At 52.3% G+C, this 25,644-nt stretch carries 18 protein-coding genes, 3 rRNA genes and 1 pseudogene; 19 read left to right on the top strand and 3 right to left on the bottom strand.

The genetic code is table 11. The annotated features are described in order from the left end of the window. The first annotated feature begins 384 nt into the window (after positions 1–384). From IDM49_RS07965 to xerD, 14 genes are all read left to right on the top strand, one after another. Positions 385–1,914: ribosomal RNA gene (locus IDM49_RS07965) — 16S ribosomal RNA — on the top strand. A gap of 360 nt (positions 1,915–2,274) precedes the next feature. Beyond that, positions 2,275–5,371: ribosomal RNA gene (locus IDM49_RS07960) — 23S ribosomal RNA — on the top strand. A gap of 110 nt (positions 5,372–5,481) precedes the next feature. Next, positions 5,482–5,598, top strand: a 5S ribosomal RNA gene (rrf, locus tag IDM49_RS07955). Together the 16S, 23S and 5S rRNA genes form the textbook arrangement of a ribosomal RNA operon. Positions 5,599–5,892: 294 nt before the next feature. Further along, positions 5,893–7,125 (top strand): tetratricopeptide repeat protein, encoded by a 1,233-nt coding sequence (locus IDM49_RS07950; protein WP_190724121.1) that lies wholly within the window; start codon positions 5,893–5,895, stop codon positions 7,123–7,125. Between the two features lie 5 nt (positions 7,126–7,130). Beyond that, positions 7,131–8,117, top strand: a complete 987-nt coding sequence (locus IDM49_RS07945) for an HAD-IIA family hydrolase (protein ID WP_190724120.1) — start codon at positions 7,131–7,133, stop codon at positions 8,115–8,117. Further along, the gene (locus IDM49_RS07940) at positions 8,110–8,250 is read left to right on the top strand and encodes a GTPase (RefSeq protein WP_210729662.1); all 141 of its coding nucleotides are present in this window, start codon (positions 8,110–8,112) and stop codon (positions 8,248–8,250) included. Before IDM49_RS07945 ends, IDM49_RS07940 begins: the two co-directional genes overlap by 8 nt. 73 nt (positions 8,251–8,323) lie before the next feature. Then, positions 8,324–9,055, top strand: a complete 732-nt coding sequence (locus IDM49_RS07935; protein ID WP_190724119.1) for a TlyA family RNA methyltransferase — start codon at positions 8,324–8,326, stop codon at positions 9,053–9,055. 88 nt (positions 9,056–9,143) lie between these two features. Next, positions 9,144–10,079, top strand: a complete 936-nt coding sequence (locus tag IDM49_RS07930) for an NAD kinase (protein WP_190724118.1) — start codon at positions 9,144–9,146, stop codon at positions 10,077–10,079. Continuing rightward, entirely contained in the window at positions 10,079–11,788 is a 1,710-nt protein-coding gene (recN, locus tag IDM49_RS07925) for a DNA repair protein RecN (protein ID WP_190724117.1), read from the top strand. The genes IDM49_RS07930 and recN overlap by 1 nt, the downstream gene beginning before the upstream one ends. 44 nt (positions 11,789–11,832) lie before the next feature. Next, entirely contained in the window at positions 11,833–13,230 is a 1,398-nt protein-coding gene (locus IDM49_RS07920) for an amidase (protein ID WP_190724116.1), read from the top strand. 117 nt (positions 13,231–13,347) lie between these two features. Continuing rightward, positions 13,348–14,181 (top strand): PTS sugar transporter subunit IIA, encoded by an 834-nt coding sequence (locus IDM49_RS07915; RefSeq protein WP_190724115.1) that lies wholly within the window; start codon positions 13,348–13,350, stop codon positions 14,179–14,181. A 24-nt stretch (positions 14,182–14,205) separates the two neighbouring features. Next, positions 14,206–15,768 (top strand): PTS ascorbate transporter subunit IIC, encoded by a 1,563-nt coding sequence (locus IDM49_RS07910; protein ID WP_190724114.1) that lies wholly within the window; start codon positions 14,206–14,208, stop codon positions 15,766–15,768. 260 nt (positions 15,769–16,028) lie between these two features. After that, positions 16,029–16,757, top strand: a complete 729-nt coding sequence (locus IDM49_RS07905; RefSeq protein ID WP_190724113.1) for an NUDIX domain-containing protein — start codon at positions 16,029–16,031, stop codon at positions 16,755–16,757. 5 nt (positions 16,758–16,762) lie between these two features. After that, positions 16,763–17,764, top strand: a complete 1,002-nt coding sequence (xerD, locus tag IDM49_RS07900) for a site-specific tyrosine recombinase XerD (protein ID WP_190724112.1) — start codon at positions 16,763–16,765, stop codon at positions 17,762–17,764. A gap of 78 nt (positions 17,765–17,842) precedes the next feature. Here the strand turns inward: xerD and IDM49_RS07895 are convergent, their stop codons facing one another. Beyond that, positions 17,843–19,279 (bottom strand): GuaB1 family IMP dehydrogenase-related protein, encoded by a 1,437-nt coding sequence (locus IDM49_RS07895; protein ID WP_190724111.1) that lies wholly within the window; start codon positions 19,277–19,279, stop codon positions 17,843–17,845. A 113-nt stretch (positions 19,280–19,392) separates the two neighbouring features. Next, positions 19,393–20,079, bottom strand: a complete 687-nt coding sequence (locus IDM49_RS07890; RefSeq protein WP_190724110.1) for a TetR/AcrR family transcriptional regulator — start codon at positions 20,077–20,079, stop codon at positions 19,393–19,395. Positions 20,080–20,142: 63 nt separating this feature from the next. On the opposite strand from IDM49_RS07890, the gene IDM49_RS07885 reads away from it, so the two are divergent. The 5 genes and pseudogenes from IDM49_RS07885 to IDM49_RS07865 all read left to right on the top strand — a co-directional run bounded on the left by IDM49_RS07885 (position 20,143) and on the right by IDM49_RS07865 (position 25,121). Beyond that, entirely contained in the window at positions 20,143–20,526 is a 384-nt protein-coding gene (locus IDM49_RS07885; protein ID WP_190724109.1) for an NAD(P)-binding domain-containing protein, read from the top strand. 46 nt (positions 20,527–20,572) lie between these two features. Beyond that, a pseudogene (locus tag IDM49_RS07880) lies at positions 20,573–21,454 on the top strand (aldo/keto reductase). Positions 21,455–21,464: 10 nt separating this feature from the next. Continuing rightward, on the top strand, positions 21,465–22,319 hold the full coding sequence (locus IDM49_RS07875) for an aldo/keto reductase (RefSeq protein ID WP_190724108.1): 855 nt from the start codon (positions 21,465–21,467) through the stop codon (positions 22,317–22,319). 278 nt (positions 22,320–22,597) lie between these two features. After that, positions 22,598–24,034 carry a cation:dicarboxylate symporter family transporter gene (locus IDM49_RS07870; protein WP_190724107.1) on the top strand — a complete coding sequence of 479 codons (1,437 nt, stop codon included), beginning with the start codon at positions 22,598–22,600 and terminating at the stop codon, positions 24,032–24,034. A 214-nt stretch (positions 24,035–24,248) separates the two neighbouring features. Next, positions 24,249–25,121 carry a ParA family protein gene (locus IDM49_RS07865; RefSeq protein WP_403214025.1) on the top strand — a complete coding sequence of 291 codons (873 nt, stop codon included), beginning with the start codon at positions 24,249–24,251 and terminating at the stop codon, positions 25,119–25,121. A gap of 102 nt (positions 25,122–25,223) precedes the next feature. On the opposite strand, the gene IDM49_RS07860 is transcribed toward IDM49_RS07865, so the two are convergent. Further along, positions 25,224–25,577 (bottom strand): hypothetical protein, encoded by a 354-nt coding sequence (locus IDM49_RS07860; RefSeq protein WP_168615186.1) that lies wholly within the window; start codon positions 25,575–25,577, stop codon positions 25,224–25,226. Positions 25,578–25,644 lie beyond the last annotated feature (67 nt).

Raw genomic sequence — 25,644 nt, 5'->3', positions numbered from 1 at the left:
TGGTAGCAAACAGTGTGGTGCGGATCATATGGATTCGGGTTGCATGGCGGTGATGATCCTGGTAAGCTAGACGAGTTGCCTGCGAGAGCGGGTGACATGATAACAGAATTGACTGCTCAACACGAGCAAGACTCACCGAGCGTGGGGTTGTGGTTGTTGAGGTGGTTTGTTGCTTGAGAACTCAATAGTGTGCTTTGTTTATAAAGAACTTTATGTGATACCAAATTATTTATTTATATTTTGATAACTTTGGTTTTCATAATTGACAGCTATGATCATCGCTCTTTGTCTCACCATTAAGCACGGTGAGTGCGCCCGCCTCGTGGGTGTAAGTGATGGTTTGTTTTATTTTGAGCTATAACAGTTATCATTCTTTTTTGTTTTTCAACGGAGAGTTTGATTCTGGCTCAGGACGAACGCTGGCGGCGTGCTTAACACATGCAAGTCGAACGATGAAGACCGGTGCTTGCACTGGTTGGATTAGTGGCGAACGGGTGAGTAATACGTGAGTAACCTGCCTTTGACTCTGGGATAAGCCTTGGAAACGAGGTCTAATACCGGATATGACACAGTTTCGCATGAAATCTGTGTGGAAAGGGTTTGTACTGGTTTTAGATGGGCTCACGGCCTATCAGCTTGTTGGTGAGGTAATGGCTCACCAAGGCGACGACGGGTAGCCGGCCTGAGAGGGTGACCGGCCACACTGGGACTGAGACACGGCCCAGACTCCTACGGGAGGCAGCAGTGGGGAATATTGCACAATGGGCGCAAGCCTGATGCAGCGACGCCGCGTGAGGGATGACGGCCTTCGGGTTGTAAACCTCTTTCAGCAGGGGAGAAGCGAAAGTGACGGTACCTGCAGAAGAAGCGCCGGCTAACTACGTGCCAGCAGCCGCGGTAATACGTAGGGCGCGAGCGTTGTCCGGAATTATTGGGCGTAAAGAGCTTGTAGGCGGTTTGTCGCGTCTGCTGTGAAAGCCCGGGGCTTAACTCCGGGTTTGCAGTGGGTACGGGCTAACTAGAGTGCAGTAGGGGAGACTGGAATTCCTGGTGTAGCGGTGGAATGCGCAGATATCAGGAGGAACACCGATGGCGAAGGCAGGTCTCTGGGCTGTAACTGACGCTGAGAAGCGAAAGCATGGGGAGCGAACAGGATTAGATACCCTGGTAGTCCATGCCGTAAACGTTGGGCACTAGGTGTGGGGGACATTCCACGTTTTCCGCGCCGTAGCTAACGCATTAAGTGCCCCGCCTGGGGAGTACGGCCGCAAGGCTAAAACTCAAAGAAATTGACGGGGGCCCGCACAAGCGGCGGAGCATGCGGATTAATTCGATGCAACGCGAAGAACCTTACCAAGGCTTGACATATACTGGACACCCCTAGAGATAGGGTTTCCCTTCGGGGCTGGTATACAGGTGGTGCATGGTTGTCGTCAGCTCGTGTCGTGAGATGTTGGGTTAAGTCCCGCAACGAGCGCAACCCTCGTTCTATGTTGCCAGCACGTGATGGTGGGGACTCATAGGAGACTGCCGGGGTCAACTCGGAGGAAGGTGGGGATGACGTCAAATCATCATGCCCCTTATGTCTTGGGCTTCACGCATGCTACAATGGCCGGTACAAAGGGTTGCGATACTGTGAGGTTGAGCTAATCCCAAAAAGCCGGTCTCAGTTCGGATTGGGGTCTGCAACTCGACCCCATGAAGTCGGAGTCGCTAGTAATCGCAGATCAGCAACGCTGCGGTGAATACGTTCCCGGGCCTTGTACACACCGCCCGTCAAGTCACGAAAGTTGGTAACACCCGAAGCCGATGGCCTAACCTTTTTGGAGGGAGTCGTCGAAGGTGGGACTGGCGATTGGGACTAAGTCGTAACAAGGTAGCCGTACCGGAAGGTGCGGCTGGATCACCTCCTTTCTAAGGAGCACAACATTTTGGTTGGCCTAGTTTGTTCACGAGTGTTGGACATTGGGTTTGCTCATGGGTGGAATATTGCATTTAGTTTTTTGGCGTCGCGTTGTGGTGGCGTAGCGGAGCATACTGTTGGGTTTTGGGGTAGCAAATCGTTTGGTTTGTTTATCCTGTTGTTTGCCTGGCGCGTGATGATGAATGATCGTTGGTGGTTGTTTTGAGTTGTGTGTGTGGGTTGTTGTTTGAGAACTGTATAGTGGACGCGAGCATCTTCTGGAAACTGTGAGCGAATGATTTTTATTGTTTGTTTGGTGTTTTCATGATTTTGTAACAACTTAGATTTTATTCTTTGATTATTTGTGTGTTTTGTAAGTCATTAAGGGCACACGGTGGATGCCTTGGCATCAGGAGCCGATGAAGGACGTGTGAATCTGCGATAAGCCTCGGGGAGTCGATAACAGGACGTTGATTCGAGGATTTCCGAATGGGGAAACCTGGCTAGTAGTGATATTAGTTACCACCAGTTGAATGTATAGGCTGGTTGGGGGGAACGCGGGGAAGTGAAACATCTCAGTACCTGCTGGAAGAGAAAATAAAGTAATGATTCTGTGAGTAGTGGCGAGCGAAAGCGGATGAGACTAAACCTGTGGTGTGTGATAGCGGTTAGGCGTTGCATCATGGGGGTTGTGGGAGTTACCGTTGCAGTTCTAACTGGCTGCTGTTGTGATGTTGTGTTGGATAGGGGAACGTCTTGGGATGGACGGCCGGAGAGGGTGAGAGTCCCGTACCTGAAATTTGGCACGCCGCATGTGTGACCACCCGAGTAGCACGGAGCTCGTGGAATTTCGTGTGAATCTGCCAGGACCACCTGGTAAGTCTAAATACTTCCTGATGACCGATAGCGGATCAGTACCGTGAGGGAATGGTGAAAAGTACCCCGGGAGGGGAGTGAAATAGTACCTGAAACCGTGTGCTTACAAGCCGTTGGAGCCTTTTGGGGTGACAGCGTGCCTTTTGAAGAATGAGCCTGCGAGTTAGTGTTCTGTCGCGAGGTTAACCCGTGTGGGGTAGCCGTAGCGAAAGCGAGTCTGAATAGGGCGTTTGAGTGGCAGGATCTAGACCCGAAGCGGAGTGATCTATCCATGGCCAGGTTGAAGCTACGGTAAGACGTGGTGGAGGACCGAACCCACTTCAGTTGAAAATGGAGGGGATGAGCTGTGGATAGGGGTGAAAGGCCAATCAAACTCTGTGATAGCTGGTTCTCCCCGAAATGCATTTAGGTGCAGCGTTACATGTTTCTTGCCGGAGGTAGAGCTACTGGATGGCCGATGGGCCCCACAGGGTTACTGACGTCAGCCAAACTCCGAATGCCGGTAAGTGAGAGTGTAGCAGTGAGACAGTGGGGGATAAGCTTCATTGTCGAGAGGGAAACAGCCCAGACCATCAACTAAGGTCCCTAAGCGTGTGCTAAGTGGGAAAGGATGTGGAGTTGCTTAGACAACCAGGAGGTTGGCTTAGAAGCAGCCATCCTTGAAAGAGTGCGTAATAGCTCACTGGTCAAGTGATTCTGCGCCGATAATGTAGCGGGGCTCAAGTACACCACCGAAGTTATGGCAATGTACGTTTTGTATGTTGGGTAGGGGAGCGTCGTGTATCCGGTGAAGCTGCGGTGTAAACCAGTGGTGGAGGGTATGCGAGTGAGAATGCAGGCATGAGTAGCGAATCACGGGTGAGAAACCCGTGCGCCGGATGATCAAGGGTTCCAGGGTCAAGCTAATCTGCCCTGGGTTAGTCGGGGCCTAAGGCGAGGCCGACAGGCGTAGTCGATGGATAACGGGTTGATATTCCCGTACCGACGAAGAACCGTCCATACCAAGACTTTGATGCTAACCATGCGAAGCGGTTTGTAACCTCTTGTTTTTCAAGGGGAGCTTATCGTGGGTTGTGGGACCCGATTTGTGGCGGTAAGCGTATTAACAGGTGTGACGCAGGAAGGTAGCCAAGCCACGCGATGGTTGTCGTGGTCTAAGCATGTAGGGTATCGGTTTGTTAAATGCGGCCGTGTTTGCCTGAGATGTGATGGGACCCCGTTTGTGGGGGATTTGGTGATCCTATGCTGTCGAGAAAAGCATCGGCGTGAGGTTCTAGTTGCCCGTACCCTAAACCGACACAGGTGATCAGGTAGAGAATACTAAGGCGATCGAGAGAATCATGGTTAAGGAACTCGGCAAAATGCCCCCGTAACTTCGGGAGAAGGGGGACCTTGAGCGTGAAGGGCACTTGCTGCTTGGAGCGTGTATGGGTCGCAGAGACCAGGGGGAAGCGACTGTTTATCAAAAACACAGGTCCGTGCGAAGTCGTAAGACGATGTATACGGACTGACTCCTGCCCGGTGCTGGAAGGTTAAGAGGATTGGTTAGCATTTATGTGCGAAGCTGAGAATTTAAGCCCCAGTAAACGGCGGTGGTAACTATAACCATCCTAAGGTAGCGAAATTCCTTGTCGGGTAAGTTCCGACCTGCACGAATGGAGTAACGACTTCCCTACTGTCTCAACCATGAACTCGGCGAAATTGCAGTACGAGTAAAGATGCTCGTTACGCGCAGCAGGACGGAAAGACCCCGTGACCTTTACTATAGTTTGGTATTGGCGTTCGGTGTGGCTTGTGTAGGATAGGTGGGAGATGTTGAAGCGGGCACGCTAGTGTTCGTGGAGTCGTTGTTGAAATACCACTCTGGTCATTCTGGATGTCTAACTTCGGGCCATGATCTGGTTCAGGGACAGTGCCTGATGGGTAGTTTAACTGGGGCGGTTGCCTCCTAAAGAGTAACGGAGGCGCCCAAAGGTTCCCTCAGCCTGGTTGGCAATCAGGTGTTGAGTGTAAGTGCACAAGGGAGCTTGACTGTGAGACTGGCAGGTCGAGCAGGGACGAAAGTCGGGACTAGTGATCCGGCGGTACATTGTGGAATGGCCGTCGCTCAACGGATAAAAGGTACCTCGGGGATAACAGGCTGATCTTGCCCAAGAGTCCATATCGACGGCATGGTTTGGCACCTCGATGTCGGCTCGTCGCATCCTGGGGCTGGAGTTGGTCCCAAGGGTTGGGCTGTTCGCCCATTAAAGCGGTACGCGAGCTGGGTTCAGAACGTCGTGAGACAGTTCGGTCCCTATCCGCTGCGTGCGTTGGAAATTTGAGAAAGGCTGTCCTTAGTACGAGAGGACCGGGACGGACGAACCTCTGGTATGTCAGTTGTACCGCCAGGTGCATGGCTGATTGGCTACGTTCGGGAGGGATAACCGCTGAAAGCATCTAAGCGGGAAGCCTGTTTCGAGATGAGATTTCCTGGCAGTGTTGTGCTGTGTGAGACTTCCTATAGATGATGGGGTTGATAGGCCAGGTATGGAAGCGCCGACTGAAGAGGTGTGGAGTTGACTGGTACTAATAGGTCGAAGGCTTACTTTTCAATCATTTTTTGGTGGTTGGTATGAATAGTTGTTTGGTTGTTGTTGCGTCCACTATGCGGTTTTCGGGTAATAATCCCGCTGCCCTGTTGTTTTGGGGTTTGTTAGGTTTTCCGTGGTTATAGCGAGAGGGAAACACCTGGTTCCATCCCGAACCCAGTAGTTAAGGCTCTTTGCGCTGATGGTACTGCACTTTGGAGGGTGTGGGAGAGTAGGTCACCGCGGGTTTTTTATTAATATGAACTTAGACTGTCCTATCGGGCAGTCTTTTTTCATTTAACAACACTTTCGCTACGCCAAAAATCCTAGCGTATAGGTCCTACAACTACTGTTGTAGGACCTATTGTTTTCCTTCAACAAAGGTCTTGCTGCTACATAACACCGGCGAGTGTGCCTAAAACCGCATCCCAGTTTCAAACCAGGGCTTTCTCGCGTCCTCAAACTACGTATAAAATAGAGCCTAATTGCCTTTGCTCTACAGCAGTAGAGCCGCCCAAACATAAACTCAATAGAGGAGCACCTTTGGCTGAATACTCGCGTCGAGATTCCAAGAAGAATTTTGGATCCAACAATTCACGCAACGGATTCAAAAAACGATCAGAACGCTCTTCTTTCGGCAACCGCGACGAGAACCGCGACCGCCGTCGCAACGATCGCGACGGTTACGCCGGTAAACGTGGTGACAACAACGACCGTAAGTTCAACAAGAACGCGCGCACCTCCCACAACGAAGATAAGCGTTTCGGCGGCCGTCGCCGAGGCGGAGAAGGTAACAATGCGCGTCGTGGAACAAAACATGAAGACGGCTCATACACACCTCCTGTGAAGGTCACTGGCCCCGATATCGATACCGACGTAACAGGTAAAGAACTAGACGGCTCAACTCTCCGCCAGCTACGTGCACTTGAATCTCAAAATTCTGAAGCAGTGGCTAAACACCTGGTAATGGCTGGCCGCTACCTCGAAATCGACCCTCAGTTCGCTCTCGAACACGCAAAGTACGCCACCAAGCGCGCTGGACGCATCGCTGCAGTCCGAGAAGCAGCGGGCATCGCCGCATACGTAGCAGAAGACTTTGAGATGTCCCTGCGCGAACTGCGTACACATCGACGTATCTCGGGATCAAATGAGCACATCGCTCTACTAATCGATAATGAGCGCGCTCTAGGACGTATCGAAAAGGCTCTAGAACTAGCGGAAGAAGCTCTCAACGATGAGCTGCAACCAGCCACACGCGTAGAAGTATCTCTCGTAGTATCAGGCATCAAACATGATGCAGGAGACCTTGACGGAGCGCTCAAGGCATTAGAGATTCCAGAGCTTAACAAAAAACGCGGTTTTGAATACAGCCCCCGCCTCTTCAGCGCTTATGCAGATCTGCTCACTGAAGCTGGTCGCCGCAAAGAGGCACAGAGCTGGATGCGCTTGGCAGTGATGACTGAAGCAGCACTGGGACAGGGCGACTTCATTGAACCTGAAATCTTCGATATCTTCACCGAGCAGGAACTGCTTGAGCCCGAAGAGAAGTTCGTAGACTTGTCCGAGGAATCAGAAAAAGAGGTTGAAGCCGAACAGCCCACTGAGAATACCGAGAACCCCTCTTCAGAAGAAAGAACATCAGAAATTACTGAGGATTCCTCGGTAGACGACGACATCACTCTCGAACCTGAGGTACTGGAAGCTCTTTCTTATACGGATGAAGACGCTGCCGAAGACCGCCTCACCGTTGTAGAAAACGAAGAAGGAAAGAACTAAGCATAATGTTGCTCTTTGCACACGATGCCATTCTGTCTGACCTAGACGGCGTTGTCTACGCTGGTCCCTACGCTATCGAAGGTGCACCCGAAGCGCTCAACCGCGCACAAGAAGAAGGCACCCCGGTAGCATTCGTGACGAACAATGCTTCGCGAAGCGTAGACGCCGTGGCTCAACACCTGATCGAGCTGGGAGTCAAAACTGACGCTGATCACGTGGTGAGCTCTGCCCAAGCTGCTGCGGAGCTTCTAGCTCAGCGCCTTGAGCCGGGGGCTCGCGTCCTGATTACCGGTGCGCAGGCACTGGCCGACTGTGTAGAGGCTGCAGGTCTAACCCCCGTCTGGTCACAGGCAGAGGCCCCTGTAGCCGTCGTGCAGGGGTTCAACCCCAAGATGGTATGGGAAAACCTAGCAGAGGCTGCTTACACCCTTTCAGATGCCGACGTTCTGTGGGTGGCGTCCAACACGGACTTTACAATCCCTAAAGAGCGCGGTATCGCCCCGGGCAACGGTACGTTAGTCAACGCTGTAGCAACAGCTACTAAGCGTTCTCCTCTGGTGGCGGGTAAACCAGAATCACCTATCTTTGAGACGGCTGCAAAAGCCCTGAAAAGTTCTTCACCCGTTGTGGTGGGTGACCGACTTGACACCGACATTTTGGGCGGCAATCGCGCTCACATGGCAACGGCACTGGTCATGACGGGCGTTGAAACCTATGAGAGCGTGCTCTCTGCAGTACCTGCTGAGCGTCCGACCTATATCATCGAAACGCTAGACGGATTCTTTGAGGAGTACCCGCAGGTGTCTGTAGAAAAAACAGATAACGGTTTTACCGCTACCTGTGCGGACGCGCGTGCTGAAGTGGACGGTAAGAGCCTGAATATTTTTGCAGAAAACGACGTCGATGGGTGGCGCGCAGCTACTGCCGCTTGGTGGGCTCAAAACCCCGATAACGAATTGCCCGTTCTACCAGAAAATATTTCTCGTGACTAACCCAGAACCGCTCGAAGGCCAAGAGCTCAAAGATTTCGAGAAAGAACTTGAAGCGATCCTGGCTTTGGATCCTATCGAAAGGCTCTCCAGACTAGACCAAACGGCAGAAGACCTTCGCGAGGATCTTCGGTAAAAGAAAAGCATATAACTAAGGGCGGTCACTCTAGAGTGTGACCGCCTTTAATCTCACCGTGAAAGAAACACGCATGGAACGTATTGATAAGTACCTAGCTCTTAACGGGCTAGTGCGTTCACGCACTATTGCTGTCAAGCTGATTGAAGAAGGTAGCGTGCAAGTGAACGGTGCGATGATTACCAAACCCTCGCACAAGGTATCAGCTACTGATGATGTGCAGGTCTTACACAGCGAAATTACCCAGTACGTGAGCCGCGCCGGACATAAACTTGCGGGGGCACTGGATGCCTTTGACGAGATCGAAGTTTCAGGCAAACGCTGTTTGGACGCAGGCGCGTCAACCGGCGGGTTTACCGATGTGCTTTTGCGGCGCGGGGCGCAACGCGTCGTCGCCGTTGACGTCGGACATGACCAGCTCGTCCAAAGTATTCGCGAAGATGAACGTGTAGACGTCCACGAAGGCATGAACGTACGTTACATGCGTCCGGGGGATATCGGGGGAGAAGCCGAGCTCGTTGTTTCTGATCTCTCGTTTATCTCGCTCACCCTCGTCATGGAGGCTCTTTCTGACTCTGCGCGAGTAGGTGCTGATTTGGTTCTTATGGTTAAACCTCAGTTCGAAGTGGGTAAACACCAGATCGGCCGCGGTGGAGTAGTCACCGACCCGCAAGCACATCAGCAAGCGGTTGATAAGGTAGCGGCATCGGCAACTGAACACGGGCTGACTCTGCAAGCTGTTAAAGAATCTCCGCTGCCCGGACAAGATGGCAATGTCGAATTCTTTATGTGGTTTCGTAAGTAAAAATCCATAAAAACAACAGCGCAGTGCAATAGCCTAGTAAAGGATTAGCCCAGATCTTAACGAGAATCTTACCGGTAAGGGATGCTTTATGAGACGTAAAATTTTGGTCTTTGCGCACACGGGGCGTGAAGACGCTCGTGACGCAGCCCGAACAGTATGCCGTCAACTGGTTGAGGCCGGACTAATACCGGTCATGGAACGAGAAGACTTAGCGATTTTGCAGTCTGGCTGGGATAACTGCGTTCCCGTAGAGGTCGTGAGTGAAACAGTAGCCCTTGTAGATATCGAGTTGGGCATAGTTCTTGGTGGTGACGGCTCTATCTTACGTGCTGCTGAGAAGATTCGACACACTGATATTCCGCTGGTTGGCGTCAACCTGGGGCACGTAGGATTCTTGGCCGAGGCTGAAGAATATGATCTCACCGAAACAGTAGAAAACATTGTCAACGAGAAATATACCGTTGAAGAGCGTATGGCGATTGACGTTCATGTGTGGGAAGGCCACCGTAAGATTCTCACTGACTGGGCGTTAAACGAAGCCAGCGTCGAAAAAGGCAACCGCGAAAAGATGCTCGAAGTTGCTATCGAAGTTGATAGGCGTCCGCTTTCTACCTTTGGATGCGACGGCGTGGTATTTGCAACCCCTACAGGGTCAACCGCATACGCTTTTTCAGGTGGCGGACCGGTTGTGTGGCCGACTGTAGATGCGATGCTTCTGGTGCCTCTGAGTGCTCATGCTTTGTTTGCTCGTCCCCTGGTCACAGCTCCAAGTTCTATGATGGCCGTAGAAATCTTGCCGCATAACCGCGTCGGCGGTGTTCTGTGGTGCGATGGCCGCCGCACCCGCGACCTCAAACCTGGCACTCGCGTAGAAATCGTGCGCTCACGTAAGCCCGTACGACTGGCACGTATGCATCCTGCGCCGTTCTCTGAACGACTTGTTCGTAAATTTGAGCTCCCGACCACGGGGTGGCGCGGGCCAAGTAATGCCTCACCATCATCAACAAGCATCGAGGAAAACTAATGATTGAAGAAATTCATCTACGCGATCTAGGCGTTATCAACGATGCCCGCCTACCGCTTGAACCCGGTTTTTCGGTGCTAACCGGTGAAACCGGTGCCGGTAAAACCATGGTGGTGACTGCTCTTGGCATGTTGCTCGGTGCCAGAAGCGACGCGTCCTCAGTGCGCAACGGCGCTAAAAGCGCGCTCGCTGAGGCTGTGATTCGCCTGCCCAAAGACCATCGAGCCATCGCCCTTGCCGAAGATGCTGGCGGGCTCATTGAAGAATTTGAGGACGAGAACGGTGCTGAACTGCTGCTGGCACGCACTGTGAATTCAACTGGACGTTCCCGCGCGCACGTGGGTGGAGCATCCGCGCCCATCGGTACACTGTCAGAAATCGGTCACAGCCTCGTTGCTGTGCACGGACAATCTGACCAGCTCCGACTGAAATCATCATCAGAACAGCGTCATGCACTGGACTCCTACGCCGGTGACAAGCTTGCACGCGTCCTCAAAAAATACCGAAAAAACTATGACCGCTACCGTGAAGCTGCCGCGGAACTCAAAGAAGTACGTGAAAATTCACGTGCCCGCGCTTTAGAGGCTCAGACACTGCAAGGGGCGCTCGCCGAAATCGATAGCGTCAACCCTGCTGAAGGTGAAGACACGAGCTTGCAGGCAGAAAGTCAAAAGCTCGCCAACGTGGAATCACTGCGAATTGCGGCAACGACAGCCTCGGCAGCCCTGGCTGGGCACGAGTACGCAGACGGAACCGAATCTAACGTTTTAGGGCTTTTAGACGTTGCGCGATCCGCAATTCTGAATGAGGCAGACGCTGATGACGACCTCAAAACCATCGCTAACCGCCTGAACGAGGCGCTCATCAACATTACTGATATCGTCGAAGAAATCAGTAGCTACACCGCATCGCTAGACAGTGAAGGACCAGAACGTCTGGCTGAAGTGGAAGCTCGCCGCGCACAGCTCAAAGGGCTGACCCGTAAATACGGTGCAGATATTGCAGAGGTTCTAGAGTGGGCAGAAGAATCTCGGATGCGCCTAGAGCAACTCTCCGATGACCCCGCGCGTAACGAGGAACTCGAGAGTGAACTACGCGAATTGCGGGAGAATCTCACCCAACAGGCTGATGAACTCTACCAGTTACGCATCAAAGCCGCGAAGAAACTAGCGGCGGCTGTCTCTGACGAGCTGACAGCCCTTGCCATGCCCAACGCGTCCTTGGTGGTAGAGGTTGAGCAGACCGAAAAGTTCGGAGCACACGGCAAAGACACCGTAACTTTTATGCTTGCACCGCACAAGAACGCTGTGCCGCGTCCGCTGGGCAAAGGCGCATCCGGTGGTGAGCTCTCTCGCGTGATGCTGGCTCTTGAGGTCGTGCTGGCTGAAGTTGACCCCGTTCCCACCTTTATCTTCGACGAAGTGGACTCAGGCGTAGGCGGTAAAGCAGCTATTGAAATCGGGCGTCGTCTTGCAATACTCGCGCAGCACGTGCAGGTGCTCGTAGTAACTCACCTGCCACAGGTGGCGGCATTCGCTGACCACCATGTTCTTGTACTAAAGAATGATGACGCCTCTCAATCCAAGGTTGAGGTGCTATCTACTGAACAGCGAGTTGTTGAGCTTGCTCGTATGCTTTCTGGCCATGACCAGTCTGCCTCTGCCCAGGAGCATGCACGCGAGCTACTCAAGGACGCCGGTCAGCTGTAAAGTGCCTGAAAATAACGTGATTCCCACCGCGATACCTGCCCCTATTGCCCCCAAGTAGTTGGGCGGGCACAGGGCTAAACGAACCCGCTCAAGAGATTGCTGAAGGGGAACGATCTTCCCTCAGCCTGGTGCAGGAGTGCCTGCAACGAATAAAAGATTTCGATGTATCGCGCAGGTTTAACGCAATTATTGATATCAATAAGGACGCGTTGGTGCAGGCAGGAGCTATCGACGAGCGTCTTGCTCAGGGGAAGCAGATAGGGCCTCTTGCCGGTGTGCCGTTCATCGTGAAAGCGAACATCGGTACCTCCGAATTGCCGAATTCATCGGGTAACTTGTCCCTGGCAAAAATGCAGCCGACCTATGATTCTGACGCTGTGAGAGTCTTGAGAGAGGCCGGTGCTATTGTGCTTGCCACTGCTAACACCTCGGAGTACGCTTGGCATGGTACTTTTACCCACTTCACTGTGGGCGGAACGACTGGTAATTTTTTTGATTCCTTGTTGAGTGCCTCGGGATCAAGCGGCGGTAGCGCAGTGGCTGTTGCCGCCGGATACGCCCCGTTTGCGCTGGGCACCGACACTTGCGGATCCATCACAGGACCGGCGGCACACGCATCCTTAGTAGGCTTTCGTCCAACCCACGGAAGCGTCAGTACCGATGGCGTTATTCCGCTGTCTGCTGCTCAGGACGCCGTGGGAGTTATTGCTTCAACAGCCCATGATACTTGCACGGTTGCTCGGCTGCTGAATCCAGCGCTAGGCAACCAAGACATTAAAACGACGGGGTTAACGGGAACGTTTTTGACCTGGCCGTTTGAAACTGTTGGTGCACCGAGAACCCAACACCGACAGGATAAGGCAGAAGTTCGTCAATTAGTTGAACGGGCAGCCACTCTTTTGTTTGAAAATATTCAGGCAGGACATCAAGAGCTGCCTGAACTAACCCGCATCGACTTTGCCCATCACTTTTCAGGAAGCGACTTCACCGGCATCACCCACGGTATCGATGGCTACCTACACAATACCTCTTTTCGAGCACCTGACCAGAACACGATTCCTACCTGCGTCCAAACCCTGAAAAAGAGCACTCTTAGCGACGAAACCGTGGCGAATTGGCGCTCCCACGATGCTGAATACGACGCTTCAACCATCGATGCTAATAAGCGTAAAACAGCTGATAACAAGCATCGATTCAGCGAATATCTCGCAGAAAACCAGGTAGATTTTTTGGTTTTTGCGACATCTGCTGAGACCGCCAGTAAAAACTGGGCGGGCACTGCGGCAGCCGATATCAGTGCAAACACCGGCTCACCCAGCGTCCAGATACCCGTGGGCTTTACGACCGCTGGCTTACCCGTCGGTATCACTATCGTCACCCGCCCTGAATACGACACTTTAGCACTTTGGCTAGGTGAAATGATGGAGCGAGCGCTTATCTAGCCAACAGCTAAGAATGAAATAACTGTTCGGTAAGGTGTGATCCACCTTATCTGTTAGCCCCCAAACCGTGTTAGGCTCACTAGGTCTAAAAAGACACGAACCAACGAAGGTATCACCATGTCTGATATACGTGACCTACTCAGCAAAGACGCTATTGAGCTAGGAATTGACGAACGTACCTGGCAAGACTCGATCCGCCGCGCCGGGACGATTTTAGAGAACAGGAAGATAGCCGGACCTAGCTACACCCAAGCGATGATAGATTCCGTGGACCGGCACGGCCCTTACATTGTCATTGCGCCGGGATTTGCTTTTGCTCATGCCCGCCCCGATAACTCAGTGACAGCGACCGGAATGTCCCTGGTGCGTTTGCAAGAACCGGTGAAATTCGGTCACCCGAATAACGACCCCGTCACTTTAGTAATGGCACTTGCTGCGACAAATGCCGATCAACATCAAGCTGCTCTTGCTCAGTTAGCCAAGGTACTTTCCAATACAGACAAGCGCACAGCACTTGAAAAAGCACTCACCGCAGATGAAATTCTGGCGGTTTTCGACGCTCACATTCGCTCTGAGACATCTGAGGCCCGGGACGGAAAAGCCACAGCGTCCTCGGAATCTCAAGCGCTCGCATCCGGTAGCACCGCCGCAGAAACTCGTACCGGAAAGAACCTTGTTCTCACCGTATGCGGCAACGGGCTAGGAACCAGTCTCTTTCTCAAAAACACCTTAGAGCAGGTACTGGATTACTGGGGGTGGTCGCCCTATCTCACTGTTGAAGCCACCGACACTATCTCAGCCCGCGGCAAATCCAGCGACGCAGACTTCATTCTTACTTCAGGTGAAATTGCCAAAACCCTCGGCGAAGTTGACGTGCCTGTTCGCGTCATCAACGATTTCACCTCACAGGCAGAAATTGATGCGGCACTGCGCGAACTCTACGACGTATAAACATTTTTACTTTTTGGAACTTCAATGAATCCTCTAGTTTCTATTGCAGAGTTTCTGGTGAACGAGATCCTTTCCGTTCCCGCATTTCTCATCGGCATCATCACCGCCATCGGGCTGGCTGCATTGCGCAAAAATACCGGTCAGGTACTGGGTGGTGCCGTCAAAGCAACGCTGGGTTTCTTACTCATCGGCGCAGGTGCAGGGCTGGTCGTCCAATCCCTAGCACCCCTTGGACTCATGATTGAGGGGGCACTCGGTGTTCAAGGCGTCGTACCGACTAACGAAGCTATTGTCGGTATCGCCCAAGAACAGTTCGGTGCGCAGGTCTCATGGCTCATGATTTTGGGTTTTGTCGTGGTCATTATTTTGGCGCGCTTTACCAACTTGCGGTACGTATTTCTTACCGGACACCACCTGCTTTTTATGGCAACACTAATCACTATCGTCCTCGCATCAGCACACCTGCCCACCGCTTTAGTCGTTGGCCTTGGAGCAGTTTTGCTAGGCATCTTAATGGTTGCTCTACCTGCCTTAGCCCACCCCTGGACCCGCAAAATTACTGGTGATGACAGCATCGCTATTGGCCATTTTGGCACCGCAGGCTACGTGGTATCGGGAACTGTTGGACGCTGGGTGGATCCCAAAGGTAAGAGCCGTTCCACCGAAGATATCAAAGTGCCTGAGGGGCTGCGCTTTTTGCGAGATTCCATGGTGGCTACCGCACTTTCTATGGTTCTCATGTACCTAGTGGTTGCCATCATGTTCTTGGTACGCTCCGGTGCAGAGGCCGCTTTCCTATCGTTCGCGGATGCTACCGGCGCGGGAGCTGCCACGGGCATCGGCAACTACCTCATGAAAGCTGTAACTCAGGGTCTGCAGTTTGGTATTTCGGTTGCCATTATTCTCTTTGGTGTACGCACCATTTTGGGTGAGCTTGTACCTGCTTTTCAAGGCATCGCCGCAAAGGTCGTGCCCGGTGCTATTCCCGCTTTGGACGCGCCCATCGTCTTTCCTTACGCACAAAACGCAGTGCTAATCGGCTTTATCTCAAGTTTTGTGGGTGGTCTGATTGGGCTGCTATTGCTCGGCACTGTCTTTGGCCCGATCTTTGGCCTGGCGCTAATTCTGCCTGGACTTGTGCCGCACTTCTTTACCGGTGGCGCGGCAGGTGTCTACGGTAACGCAACGGGCGGTCGACGCGGTGCAATCGCTGGTGCTTTTGCCAACGGCTTGCTGGTGACCTTCTTACCGGCGCTTCTGATGAAGGTGCTTGGCTCCTTCGGCGATGCAAACACAACCTTTGGCGATGCTGACTTTGGCTGGTTCGGTATTCTGATTGGTTACTCAGCTAAAGCAGGGCTGTTTGTAGGAACTATTCTGATTGCTGGTATTGGGCTTGTTCTTCTGGCAGCTGCTATGGTCGTGCAGAAGAAATTTGTGGATGGTCGCTGGGATCCGGCGCCGCGTCGCGTCTCTGCCACCGCCACTAGCTCAGCGCCCACCGCAGCTACTCCAACACAGCAGAAAAAGTTTGCCAAGCTGGCACCTCCCGCAGGTGCACCGAAACCACCTGCACCGATGAAGTAAGGGTAATCGCTCATCTAAAACGCTGTTAGAAATATGGGGGATTCGGTCAGCTTTCTGCTGCCACCGATCGCAGACAGCTAACCGAAACCACCATATTTCTGATAGAAGAACCTATTCACCCCAACCACTAAGGGCGCCGCACACCGGCGTCCTTTTTGGCAGTCGCAAGGGTGAACAGCAATACGTCTCACCCTTATTTTTGCCGGCGCCCGCCACAGACTAGAGTTAACAGAGAACAAATACTAGGGGAGTATAAAAGTATGAAACAGCAAGTAACAGCAAAGACCGGCACCGCACCTCGCATCGACGCGCACGCTGAAGCAACTCACCAAAAGCAGCTTGCAGACGTCGTGAATCCGCGGTTTGTGCGCTCGCATGAGACCAAATTTGAGGGTTTTATCTGGGACGTTGTTCGTGAATATTTTTCACTAACAGAAGACGGCGAGGCTTTGGGACGCGACTTCATTACTCATCCCGGGGCTGTGTGCATCTCGGTTCTCAACGACAAAAACCAGATTCTGTTGATTAACCAGTACCGACAGCCGGTGGGTATGAACCTGTGGGAGATTCCTGCGGGCATGCTCGATATTGAGGGCGAAGCGCCGCTGGATGCTGCTCAGCGAGAGCTTGCTGAAGAGACAGATTTACAGGCTGAACAGTGGGATCTGCTGATGGAATACCATAACAGCCCCGGTTGTTCGGCAGAAGCTAACCGTATGTATCTGGCACGCGGCATCACTGAAATTCCGCATGATCAAAAGATTGAGCGCGAAGGCGAAGAGGCCGAGATTATTATGCGCTGGTTCGATTTAGATGAGGCTGTGGATGCTGTACTCAACGCGCGTTTGCACAGCCCCAGCGCTAATCAGGCTATCTTGGCGACCTATGCGGCTCTTCATCGCGGCACCGTGGGCAACAAGCCTGCGGACGCTCCCTGGCCCGCGCATCCTTACCTACGAGACGGCGATTTCCGCGGGTCCCTGAGCTAAAGCACATGAGTAAGTCACCGGATCTGGTAGCCCAGGCATCTGCTACGCAGCGCGAGAAAACTGAGCAGACACCTCTTGCACTGAGTATCGAGAAGTATCTTCAGCATCTCGTCATTGAGCGCGGTTTAGCGCAAAATACCGTTGAATCGTACACCCGCGATCTACAGCGGTACCGGGGGTACCTTTCAAGCGTCGGTATCATTGATGCCCGCACGGTCACTAAAAAGCACGTTCGTGACTTTGCCCAGTCGCTAGCTACGGGGGACGGCGAGCATCAGGGGCTAAGCGTGCGTAGTGTGGCTCGGGTACTGGTTGCGGTGCGCGGTGCTCATAAGTTCTGGCTGGTCGAAAAAGTAACAACTACCGATCCGGCAGCGGCGGTTTCGCCACCTTCGCCGGCTCAGCGGCTTCCGAAAGCTATTCCTCTTGCTCACGTTGAACGTCTGCTTGCCGCCCCCGATGTGTCATCGGCGGCCGGGCTGCGCGATAAAGCCATTTTAGAGTTTCTATACTCAACCGGTGCCCGCATTTCTGAGGTTATTAACGTTGACCTGGACGATCTTTCACATTCTGCCAAAGACTCGCATTCGCCTGTGCCCGCAGTCGTACGGTTGTTCGGTAAAGGAAATAAAGAACGCATTGTGCCCGTTGGCTCATACGCGGTTAAAGCTATTGAAGACTATGTTGTGCGCGCTCGCCCAGAACTCGCTGCCCGCGGTAAGGGAACCCCCGCGCTATTTCTAAATTCTCGGGGTGGACGCCTCACCCGACAGGGCGCGTGGCTGATTCTGAAAAAGGCTTGCGACAGGGCGCAACTTACCGAGGAAATTTCACCGCATACTTTGCGTCATTCTTTTGCAACGCACCTTCTTGAAGGTGGGGCGGACATTCGGGTGGTGCAAGAGCTTTTGGGACACGCATCTGTCAATACCACTCAGATCTACACCAAGGTTACGGCTGAAACCTTGCGTGAGGTCTTTGTAATGGCGCATCCTAGAGCTCGATAAATTTCTTACCGGTGAGATACAGAAACTGCCGGTGTGCTCTATAGAGCACACCGGCAGTTTTTCTTATATCAAACACGCCTAACGCGTAGCTCGCGGCTGACCTTCAGCGTAACCTGCCGCCGACTGAATGCCAACGGTTGCGCGCTCAAAGAACTCGTTGATGCTGGATGCACCCGCGTAAGTGAATGACGAGCGGACACCGGAGATAATGCTGTCAATCTGATCCTCAACACCGCCAGCATTCTCAGGCAGGTAGATGCGAGCTGAAGAAATACCTTCTTCAAACATCTCACGACGTGCCTTTTCAAATGCCTCAGTCTTGGAGTTGCGGTTCTTGACCGCACGACGCGATGCCATACCAAAGGACTCTTTGTACTCGCGTCCATCGGAATCCTGCAGGATATCGCCGGGTGACTCATAAGTACCAGCAAACCATGAGCCAATCATGACGTTGGATGCACCAGCAGCTAGTGCCAAGGCAACATCGCGGGGATCTTTGACGCCACCATCGGCCCACACATGAAGACCGAGTTCACGTGCGGCCGCTGCGCATTCGAGTACGGCTGAGAACTGCGGGCGTCCTACACCGGTCTGCATACGGGTGGTGCACATTGCACCGGGACCAACACCGACCTTGATGATGTCAGCGCCGGCTTCAGCAAGATCGCGGACGCCATCGGCAGTGACCACGTTACCTGCGGCGATAGGGATGTCAGGGTTGAGAGCGCGAACCTTCTTGAGAGCCTCAATCATCGATTCTTGGTGACCGTGCGCGGTGTCTACAACAAGCACATCAACACCGGCGTCGATCAGAGTTTTAGCGCGCGTCTGGATATCGCCGTTAATACCAACTGCCGCGCCTACACGAAGTTTACCGTTCGCGTCGGTTGCTGGAGCGTACAAGCTAGCGCGTAGCGCGCCTTTTCGGGTTAAGACACCCACGAGCTTGCCGCTGGAATCAACCACAGGGGCGATCTTGCGTGAGGTCTCGTGCAAGCGCTCAAAAGCTTCGCGTGCATCCACCGTATCGGACAACGTCACTAGGGCAGTAGACATAATGTCGCCCACCTGATCAAAATTGTCGACGCCGCGAAGATCTTTGCGAGTGACAATACCAACGGGCTCGTTTGCGTCGTTCACGACGATTGCGGCACCGTGGGACCGCTTGGGCATTAAATGCTTGGTGTAGCCCGCTGTATGGTGCGGACGCACTGTAATAGGAGTATCAAAAATCAGGTGAGAAGACTTCACCTTTTCAATGGTTTCAACCACGATTTCGGTGGGAATATCTTGAGGGATAATCGCAATGCCCCCGCGGCGGGCAACAGTCTCAGCCATACGGCGACCGGCGACAGCGGTCATGTTCGCTACGACGAGCGGAATAGTTGTACCGGTGCCATCGTTGGTTGCGAGGTCAACACCCATACGAGAACCCACGTTAGAGCGGGAGGGAACCATGAAAACATCAGAATACGTCAAGTCAGTTGACGGCGTCATATTATTCAGAAACTTCATTAGTACTATTTTACCAGCGTCTAACTTTTCTGGGACATAGGAATTCTTGCTGTGCAAAAGGGTAATGAGCTTCTGCAAACAGCAGTATTCAGCGAATTTCGCGGGGTTAGTACTTAATCATGATGGGAGAAAATGAGATGAGTTTCTTCTGTGGTGAGTGCCGGAACCGGCAACGGTAAATCTGTTGGGCGATGCTTTCGTAAAGACTCTAATGCTAACCACAAATAGCGGCGGTATAGCTCGCTGGTGTCAGGTTTATGCTCTGCACGGTTAGAGCCAACTAAACGGGCGATATTGATAAGCCCCACTTGAATGAAGATAAGGTCGGTGCCCTGGGCATCCGCACGCACGACACCGTCCTGGATTCCTCGCTCAATTACTTGGTTGACCAGGGGAGCGATGCGGTTCTTTGAAGATGCAAAGACCTCGGAACTCATGTCTTGTCCTGAAATAATTTGTGCCATACCGCGATCGCGTACCTGGATTCTAGTTGCATTCTCCAGGTAGTGCACCAAGCATTCCCACGAATTTTCAAAAGCAAGTGCCGTGTGCAGAATGCCGAGCAGTTCTTCAATCTGCTCTTCGTAGATTTCTTGCATGAGTTCTTGTTTATTTGCAAAACGGCGGTAGACGGTGCCGACTCCCACACCAGCTTCTTTGGCGACATCATGAAGTGTTGCAGAAAATCCGTGTTCGGAAAACACTCGTTTAGCTGCCTCAACGATGAGGACGCGGTTGCTGGCGGCGTCCTTGCGGAGCGGCTTTTCTTGTGATGTCTTGCGTGGTGATGCTTTAGTCATACAGATGATTATGCCATAAATGGATAAATCGTGTCCGTATAGTGCTACACCGATGGAGTGGACATGGTAAGTCCGGATAAATGTGGGAAGGTAACAAGGAAAATCGCAGTACTCGGTTCAAAAATGGTCGGCCAAGCACTTTCTGAAAAATTAGTTGAGGTGGGGCACAGCGTTGTCATCGGCACTCGTAACCCTGAGAAAACAAAAGCTAGTACCGAAACCAGCCAGCTTGACCCCGTTAGCTTCAGCGAATGGTATAAGAATCACTCCACCATTGAAGTAGCAACCTTCGCCGATGCGACGAAATCTGCTGACATTATTATCAACGCGACGGGTGGCGTCCATACTATGAGCGCTCTTGGACTTGCCAGCGCTGAAAATATCGGCGATAAAGTGCTCAAGCTGGGAACCTTCGAATTTTCATTCGTGGATGTCAAGAACAAGTAAGTATCAGTGACAAGGTTTAGAGGGAGAAAGCATCATGACTGAACAAATGTTTTTTGAACTAAATAACAGTGTAAAAATGCCGGTTTTGGGCCTGGGTGTCTTCCAGACCCCGCCAGAAGAAACTGCTGAGGCTGTTGAACACGCTCTTAAATCTGGATACCGTCACATCGATACGGCAGCCGCATAAATGAATGAAGCTGGCGTGGGAGAAGGCATCCGCCGCTCCGGTATTCCGCGCGAAGAAATCTTTATCGAAACCAAAGTGTAGATTACCGACTACGGCTATGAAGAGACCCTGCATGCTTTCGAGAAATCGGTAACGAAGCTTGGTGTCGACCACATCAATCTTCTGATTTTGCACCAGGCAGTTCCGACGGGGTTTGATCGTACTGTTCAAGCTTACAAGGCACTTGAAAAGCTTTTGGCAGACGGCAAAGTTCGTGCAATCGGCGTTTCAAACTTCATGTCAGAACACCTTGAAAATCTGATAGAGCAGACCGATACCGTTCCAGCAGTCAACCAGATTGAAGTGCATCCTTACTTTCAACAACGCGATGTAGTAAATACCAATAAAAAATACGGCATCTTAACTCAGTGCTGGTCGCCCATCGGCGGTATTCCGTTTTACCCCGGCTTTGAGAACGGTCTACCCAGCACCCTGGACAACGAAACCATCGGTGGGATTGCTACGAAGTACGGTAAGACGCCTGCTCAAGTGATGCTTCGCTGGCATCTGCACGAAGGACGCCAGGTTATCCCCAAATCAGTCAAGCCTTCTCGCATTGAAGAAAACTTCGATGTTTTCGATTTCGAACTGACCGAAGAAGAGCTGGGAGCTATCGATGCCCTCGATACCGGTAAGCGTGGCGGGCCTGAACCCGTAGACATGACCTTTGAAGACTTTTCATTTCCTATTCCTGAAGCATAAGGAGAAAATCATGGCCGAACAGACTTATTTCGAACTCAACAATGGCGTGAAAATGCCAGCTCTTGGTCTTGGCGTTTTTCAGATGTCTGACGAAGAGGTGCGTGAAGCTGTGCCTGCAACGGTTGATGCTGGCTACCGCCTGATCGACACCGCATCCCGTTATTACAACGAGAAAGCGCTGGGTGCTGCGCTTGCTGAGCTCGATGTTCCTCGTGAAGACCTTTTTGTCACCACTAAGCTCTGGTTTAAAGATCATGGTTATGAGTCCACCAAGAAAGCCTTCGAAGTGTCGCTTGAAAATCTAGGCCTGGAATACCTGGATCTTTACCTTATTCACCAGCCGTTCAACGACTATTACGGTGCTTGGCGTGCAATGGAGGAGCTTTACGATGAAGGGAAGATTCGCGCTATAGGCGTTTCTAACTTCTACCCGGATCGTTTCTACGATTTGGCTCAGTTCACCAAGGTTGCTCCGGCAATCAATCAGCGTCGCATTAACCCTTATGACCAGCAGGCAGACATTCGTGAACTTTCTGCAAAGTACGGTACCACTTTGCAGGCGTGGTCACCGTTGGGGCAGGGGAACCCTGCTTTGTTTGAGGATGCTGTTCTCGCAGGTATCGCAGGTAAGTACGGCAAATCGGTTCCCCAGGTGATCCTGCGCTGGCTGGTGCAGACCGGTGTATCTGCCGTTGTGAAGTCGGTTCATGCTCACCGTTTGCAGGAAAACTTCAACATCTGGGACTTCGAACTGTCTAGCGATGAAGTAGCTGCAATCAATGCTATTGACAAGCGCGAGACCGGCAACGGCGGACCTGACCACCGTGACCCGCAGATGCTGGATCTTCTGATGACCTTCGAATAAACCGAGTAAGCCTTAAGGATGCGGGTACTTCTGCAAGTGCCCGCATTTTTATCCCCTTCAACACGGCCGAATCAGGCATACAGCCCCGGTGGTATTTTTTATCCGTCCCGGTAGTTAAGGCGGTAAAAGTTAAGGTAATAAAAAGACACAGTTAGGGTCTGGGTGACTAAATGAATGTGCGAGACTTTACAATTTTTCGAATACAGTAAGTGATTTGCACAACCATGTGTAAATACGCGCACACGACTTACCTGTTCGTCATGCTGGAAGGAGCACACATGAATTCAACTGCTACCGCGCACAAGCCGTGGTACAAAGATCCCACCCACATGCTCTACGTTTCCGTGATTATCGCGGTTATCTTGGGTTGCATCGTTGGTCTGGTTGCTCCTGATCTTGGTAAAGCGCTGACACCCATTGGTACCGCCTTTATTAACCTCATTAAGATGATGATCGCGCCGGTCATTTTCTGCACCATTGTTCTGGGCGTTGGCTCAATTGCTAAGGCAGCAACGGTGGGACGCGTTGGCGGTATGGCGCTGGGCTACTTCATCCTCATGTCTACCTTTGCGCTCGCTATCGGTCTAGTCGTGGGTAACCTGATTGAACCCGGTCACAACCTCCACTACCAACCCACCGGCTACGAGCCTCCTGCTGCAGCTGGCCATGGCGGGGATACTAAATCTACCGGTAACCCCACTGTTGATTTCTTGCTCGGTATTATCCCTGTTTCTCTGCTGTCATCATTGACTGCAGGCAATATTTTGCAGACGCTCTTTGTCGCTTTGCTCACCGGTTTTGCTCTGCAGAAAATGGGCGATACCGGTAAACCGATTCTGAAGTTCCTCACCTACGCGCAGGCTCTCATTTTCCGTTTGCTCATGATGATTATGTGGGTTGCTCCCTTAGGTGCGTTCGGCGCTATTGCAGGCGTTGTTGGTTCAACCGGTATTAAAGCTATTGGTTCGATGCTGGTACTCATGGTTGCCTTCTACATCACCTGTATTCTCTTTATCGCTATCATCCTCGGCGGCGTCCTCAAGGTCGGTGCAGGTTTCAATATCTTCAAGCTCATGAAGTACCTGGCGCGCGAATACCTGCTGATTTTCTCCACTTCATCATCAGAAGCTGCTTTGCCCCGTTTGATTGCAAAGATGGAACACCTCGGTGTTTCAAAGCCCGTTGCAGGCATCGTTGTGCCCACCGGTTACTCCTTCAACTTGGACGGCACCGCGATCTACCTGACCATGGCATCACTGTTCGTTGCTGAAGCAATGGGTAAGCCTCTTGCTCTGGGCGAGCAGGTTTCACTGCTGGTCTTCATGATCATTGCGTCGAAGGGCGCAGCAGGTGTTTCTGGCGCGGGTATTGCGACGCTTGCGGCAGGTCTGCAGTCGCACCGCCCCGACCTCATCGACGGCGTGGGCTTGATCGTTGGTATCGACCGCTTTATGTCAGAAGCACGTGCGCTCACCAACTTTACCGGTAACGCAGTGGCTACTGTTCTCATGGGTAAGCTCAACCACGAGCTCGATGTGGAACGCGCCCACCAGGTGCTCAACGGCAAGCTTCCGTTCGATGAATCCTCAATGGGCGATGCCCACGAGATTCACGGTGACCAGCGCGTTGATCACGCGATTATGGAAAAATCACCGACTCGTCAGATGAACATTGTGCGAGCATCAGACGGCAAAATTACCGTTCTCGATAAGTAAGCTCTGAACACTTACTACTAGGACGCGGTACCCTCCCGGGTAGGGGAGGGTACCGCGTCCTTTTGTGTGCTTTTCGTTTATGCCATCACTTTCGAAAATCGCCGCTGATGAGGCGCTAAATGTTTCAGATGTGCGACGGTGAACGTCACCAATGGGGTGTAAAGACGCGATACCCTATAGACTGACTGTAGATATTTTTCTCCAAGACTCGAAGGTGAAAACATTGACCGATACCGCAGGAAACGAACAGCTCGGCCCAACCGGCCGTCCTCTGCGCGTTTACCCAGACCCAGCGCCGCTGTCTTCGCACGGTCCGGCGCGCATCATCTCAATGGTGAACCAAAAAGGTGGAGTCGGTAAGACTACCTCGACCATTAACCTCGGTGCTGCTTTAGCTGAGACAGGACGCAAGGTTTTGCTGGTTGATTTTGATCCGCAGGGGGCGTTATCAGCTGGGTTTGGCGCTAACCCTCATGAGCTCGACCTCACCATCTACAACGTCATGATGGATCGCAAGGTTGATATCCACGAGGTTATTCAGTCAACCGATACTGAAAATATTGACTTGTTGCCTGCAAACATTGACCTTTCAGCGGCTGAAGTGCAGCTGGTGAACGAGGTTGCACGCGAGCAGGTACTTGCATCGGCTCTGCGTAAGGTGGAGAACGACTACGACGTTATTCTCATTGACTGCCAGCCTTCACTGGGCCTGTTGACGGTTAACGCTCTGACGGCGAGCCACGGTGTGATTATTCCGCTGATCTGCGAGTTCTTTGCTCTGCGTGCGGTGGCTTTGTTGGTTGATTCCATTGAGAAGGTCCAGGAGCGTTTGAACCCTAAACTTCAGATTGACGGGGTGCTGGCAACCATGTTTGATTCCCGCACCCTGCACTCTAAAGAGGTTCTTGCTCGTATTATCGATGCGTTCGGTGACAAGGTCTTTGACACCGTTATCAAACGCACCGTGAAGTTTCCCGATGCAACTGTTTCAGCAGAACCGATTCTGTCCTACGCATCCAACCATCCCGGTGCTGATGCTTACCGCCAGCTCGCACGCGAGCTGATTTCTCGCGGTGGGGCACCCTAAAGCCCAGGCCTTGAGATAGCAAAAGGGGCGCCTGCTCGTGATGAGCGGGCGCCCCTTTTGCTATCGATAGCCTCCTAGGTTCTACGAACCTGCGGCATGGTTTTAGTTCACGGTGCTTACTGCTGCCGCTGAACCCACGTTGATTATGAAGTTATCTTCTACTGGCTGGTAGAGCGAAACTGAAGGACGTGCGTAAACGTTTTGACGCAACTGATCCTTCTCAGCATCCGTCATGAACATGTCTTCACCGCGGGTGAGCACACGCATCACCATGTCGGTTTCAACCTCAACCACGCGAGCCGCGAAATCAGCATCAGCGTCGCAAAGATTCTCGAGCATCGGCACATGCGCACGGATGATGTTTTCTGCGTGGTTCGCAAGCTCCTGCACACGAGTCTTATCGAGGCGTGCAGTCGGGGTGTTGGTGGGTAGGGTTTCAAAAGTTGCAATAGTCATTATCTTCTCCACAAGGTGTTTATAAGGGGCGCGCCTCTACTATGGGACCGCCCGCCAGAATGTTTGA

It is taken from the genome of Rothia terrae (assembly GCF_014705925.2).
GTDB lineage: Bacteria > Actinomycetota > Actinomycetes > Actinomycetales > Micrococcaceae > Rothia > Rothia terrae.
The sequence above is the reverse complement of the archived record's forward strand: the minus strand, read 5'-3'. Positions and strand labels throughout refer to the sequence as shown.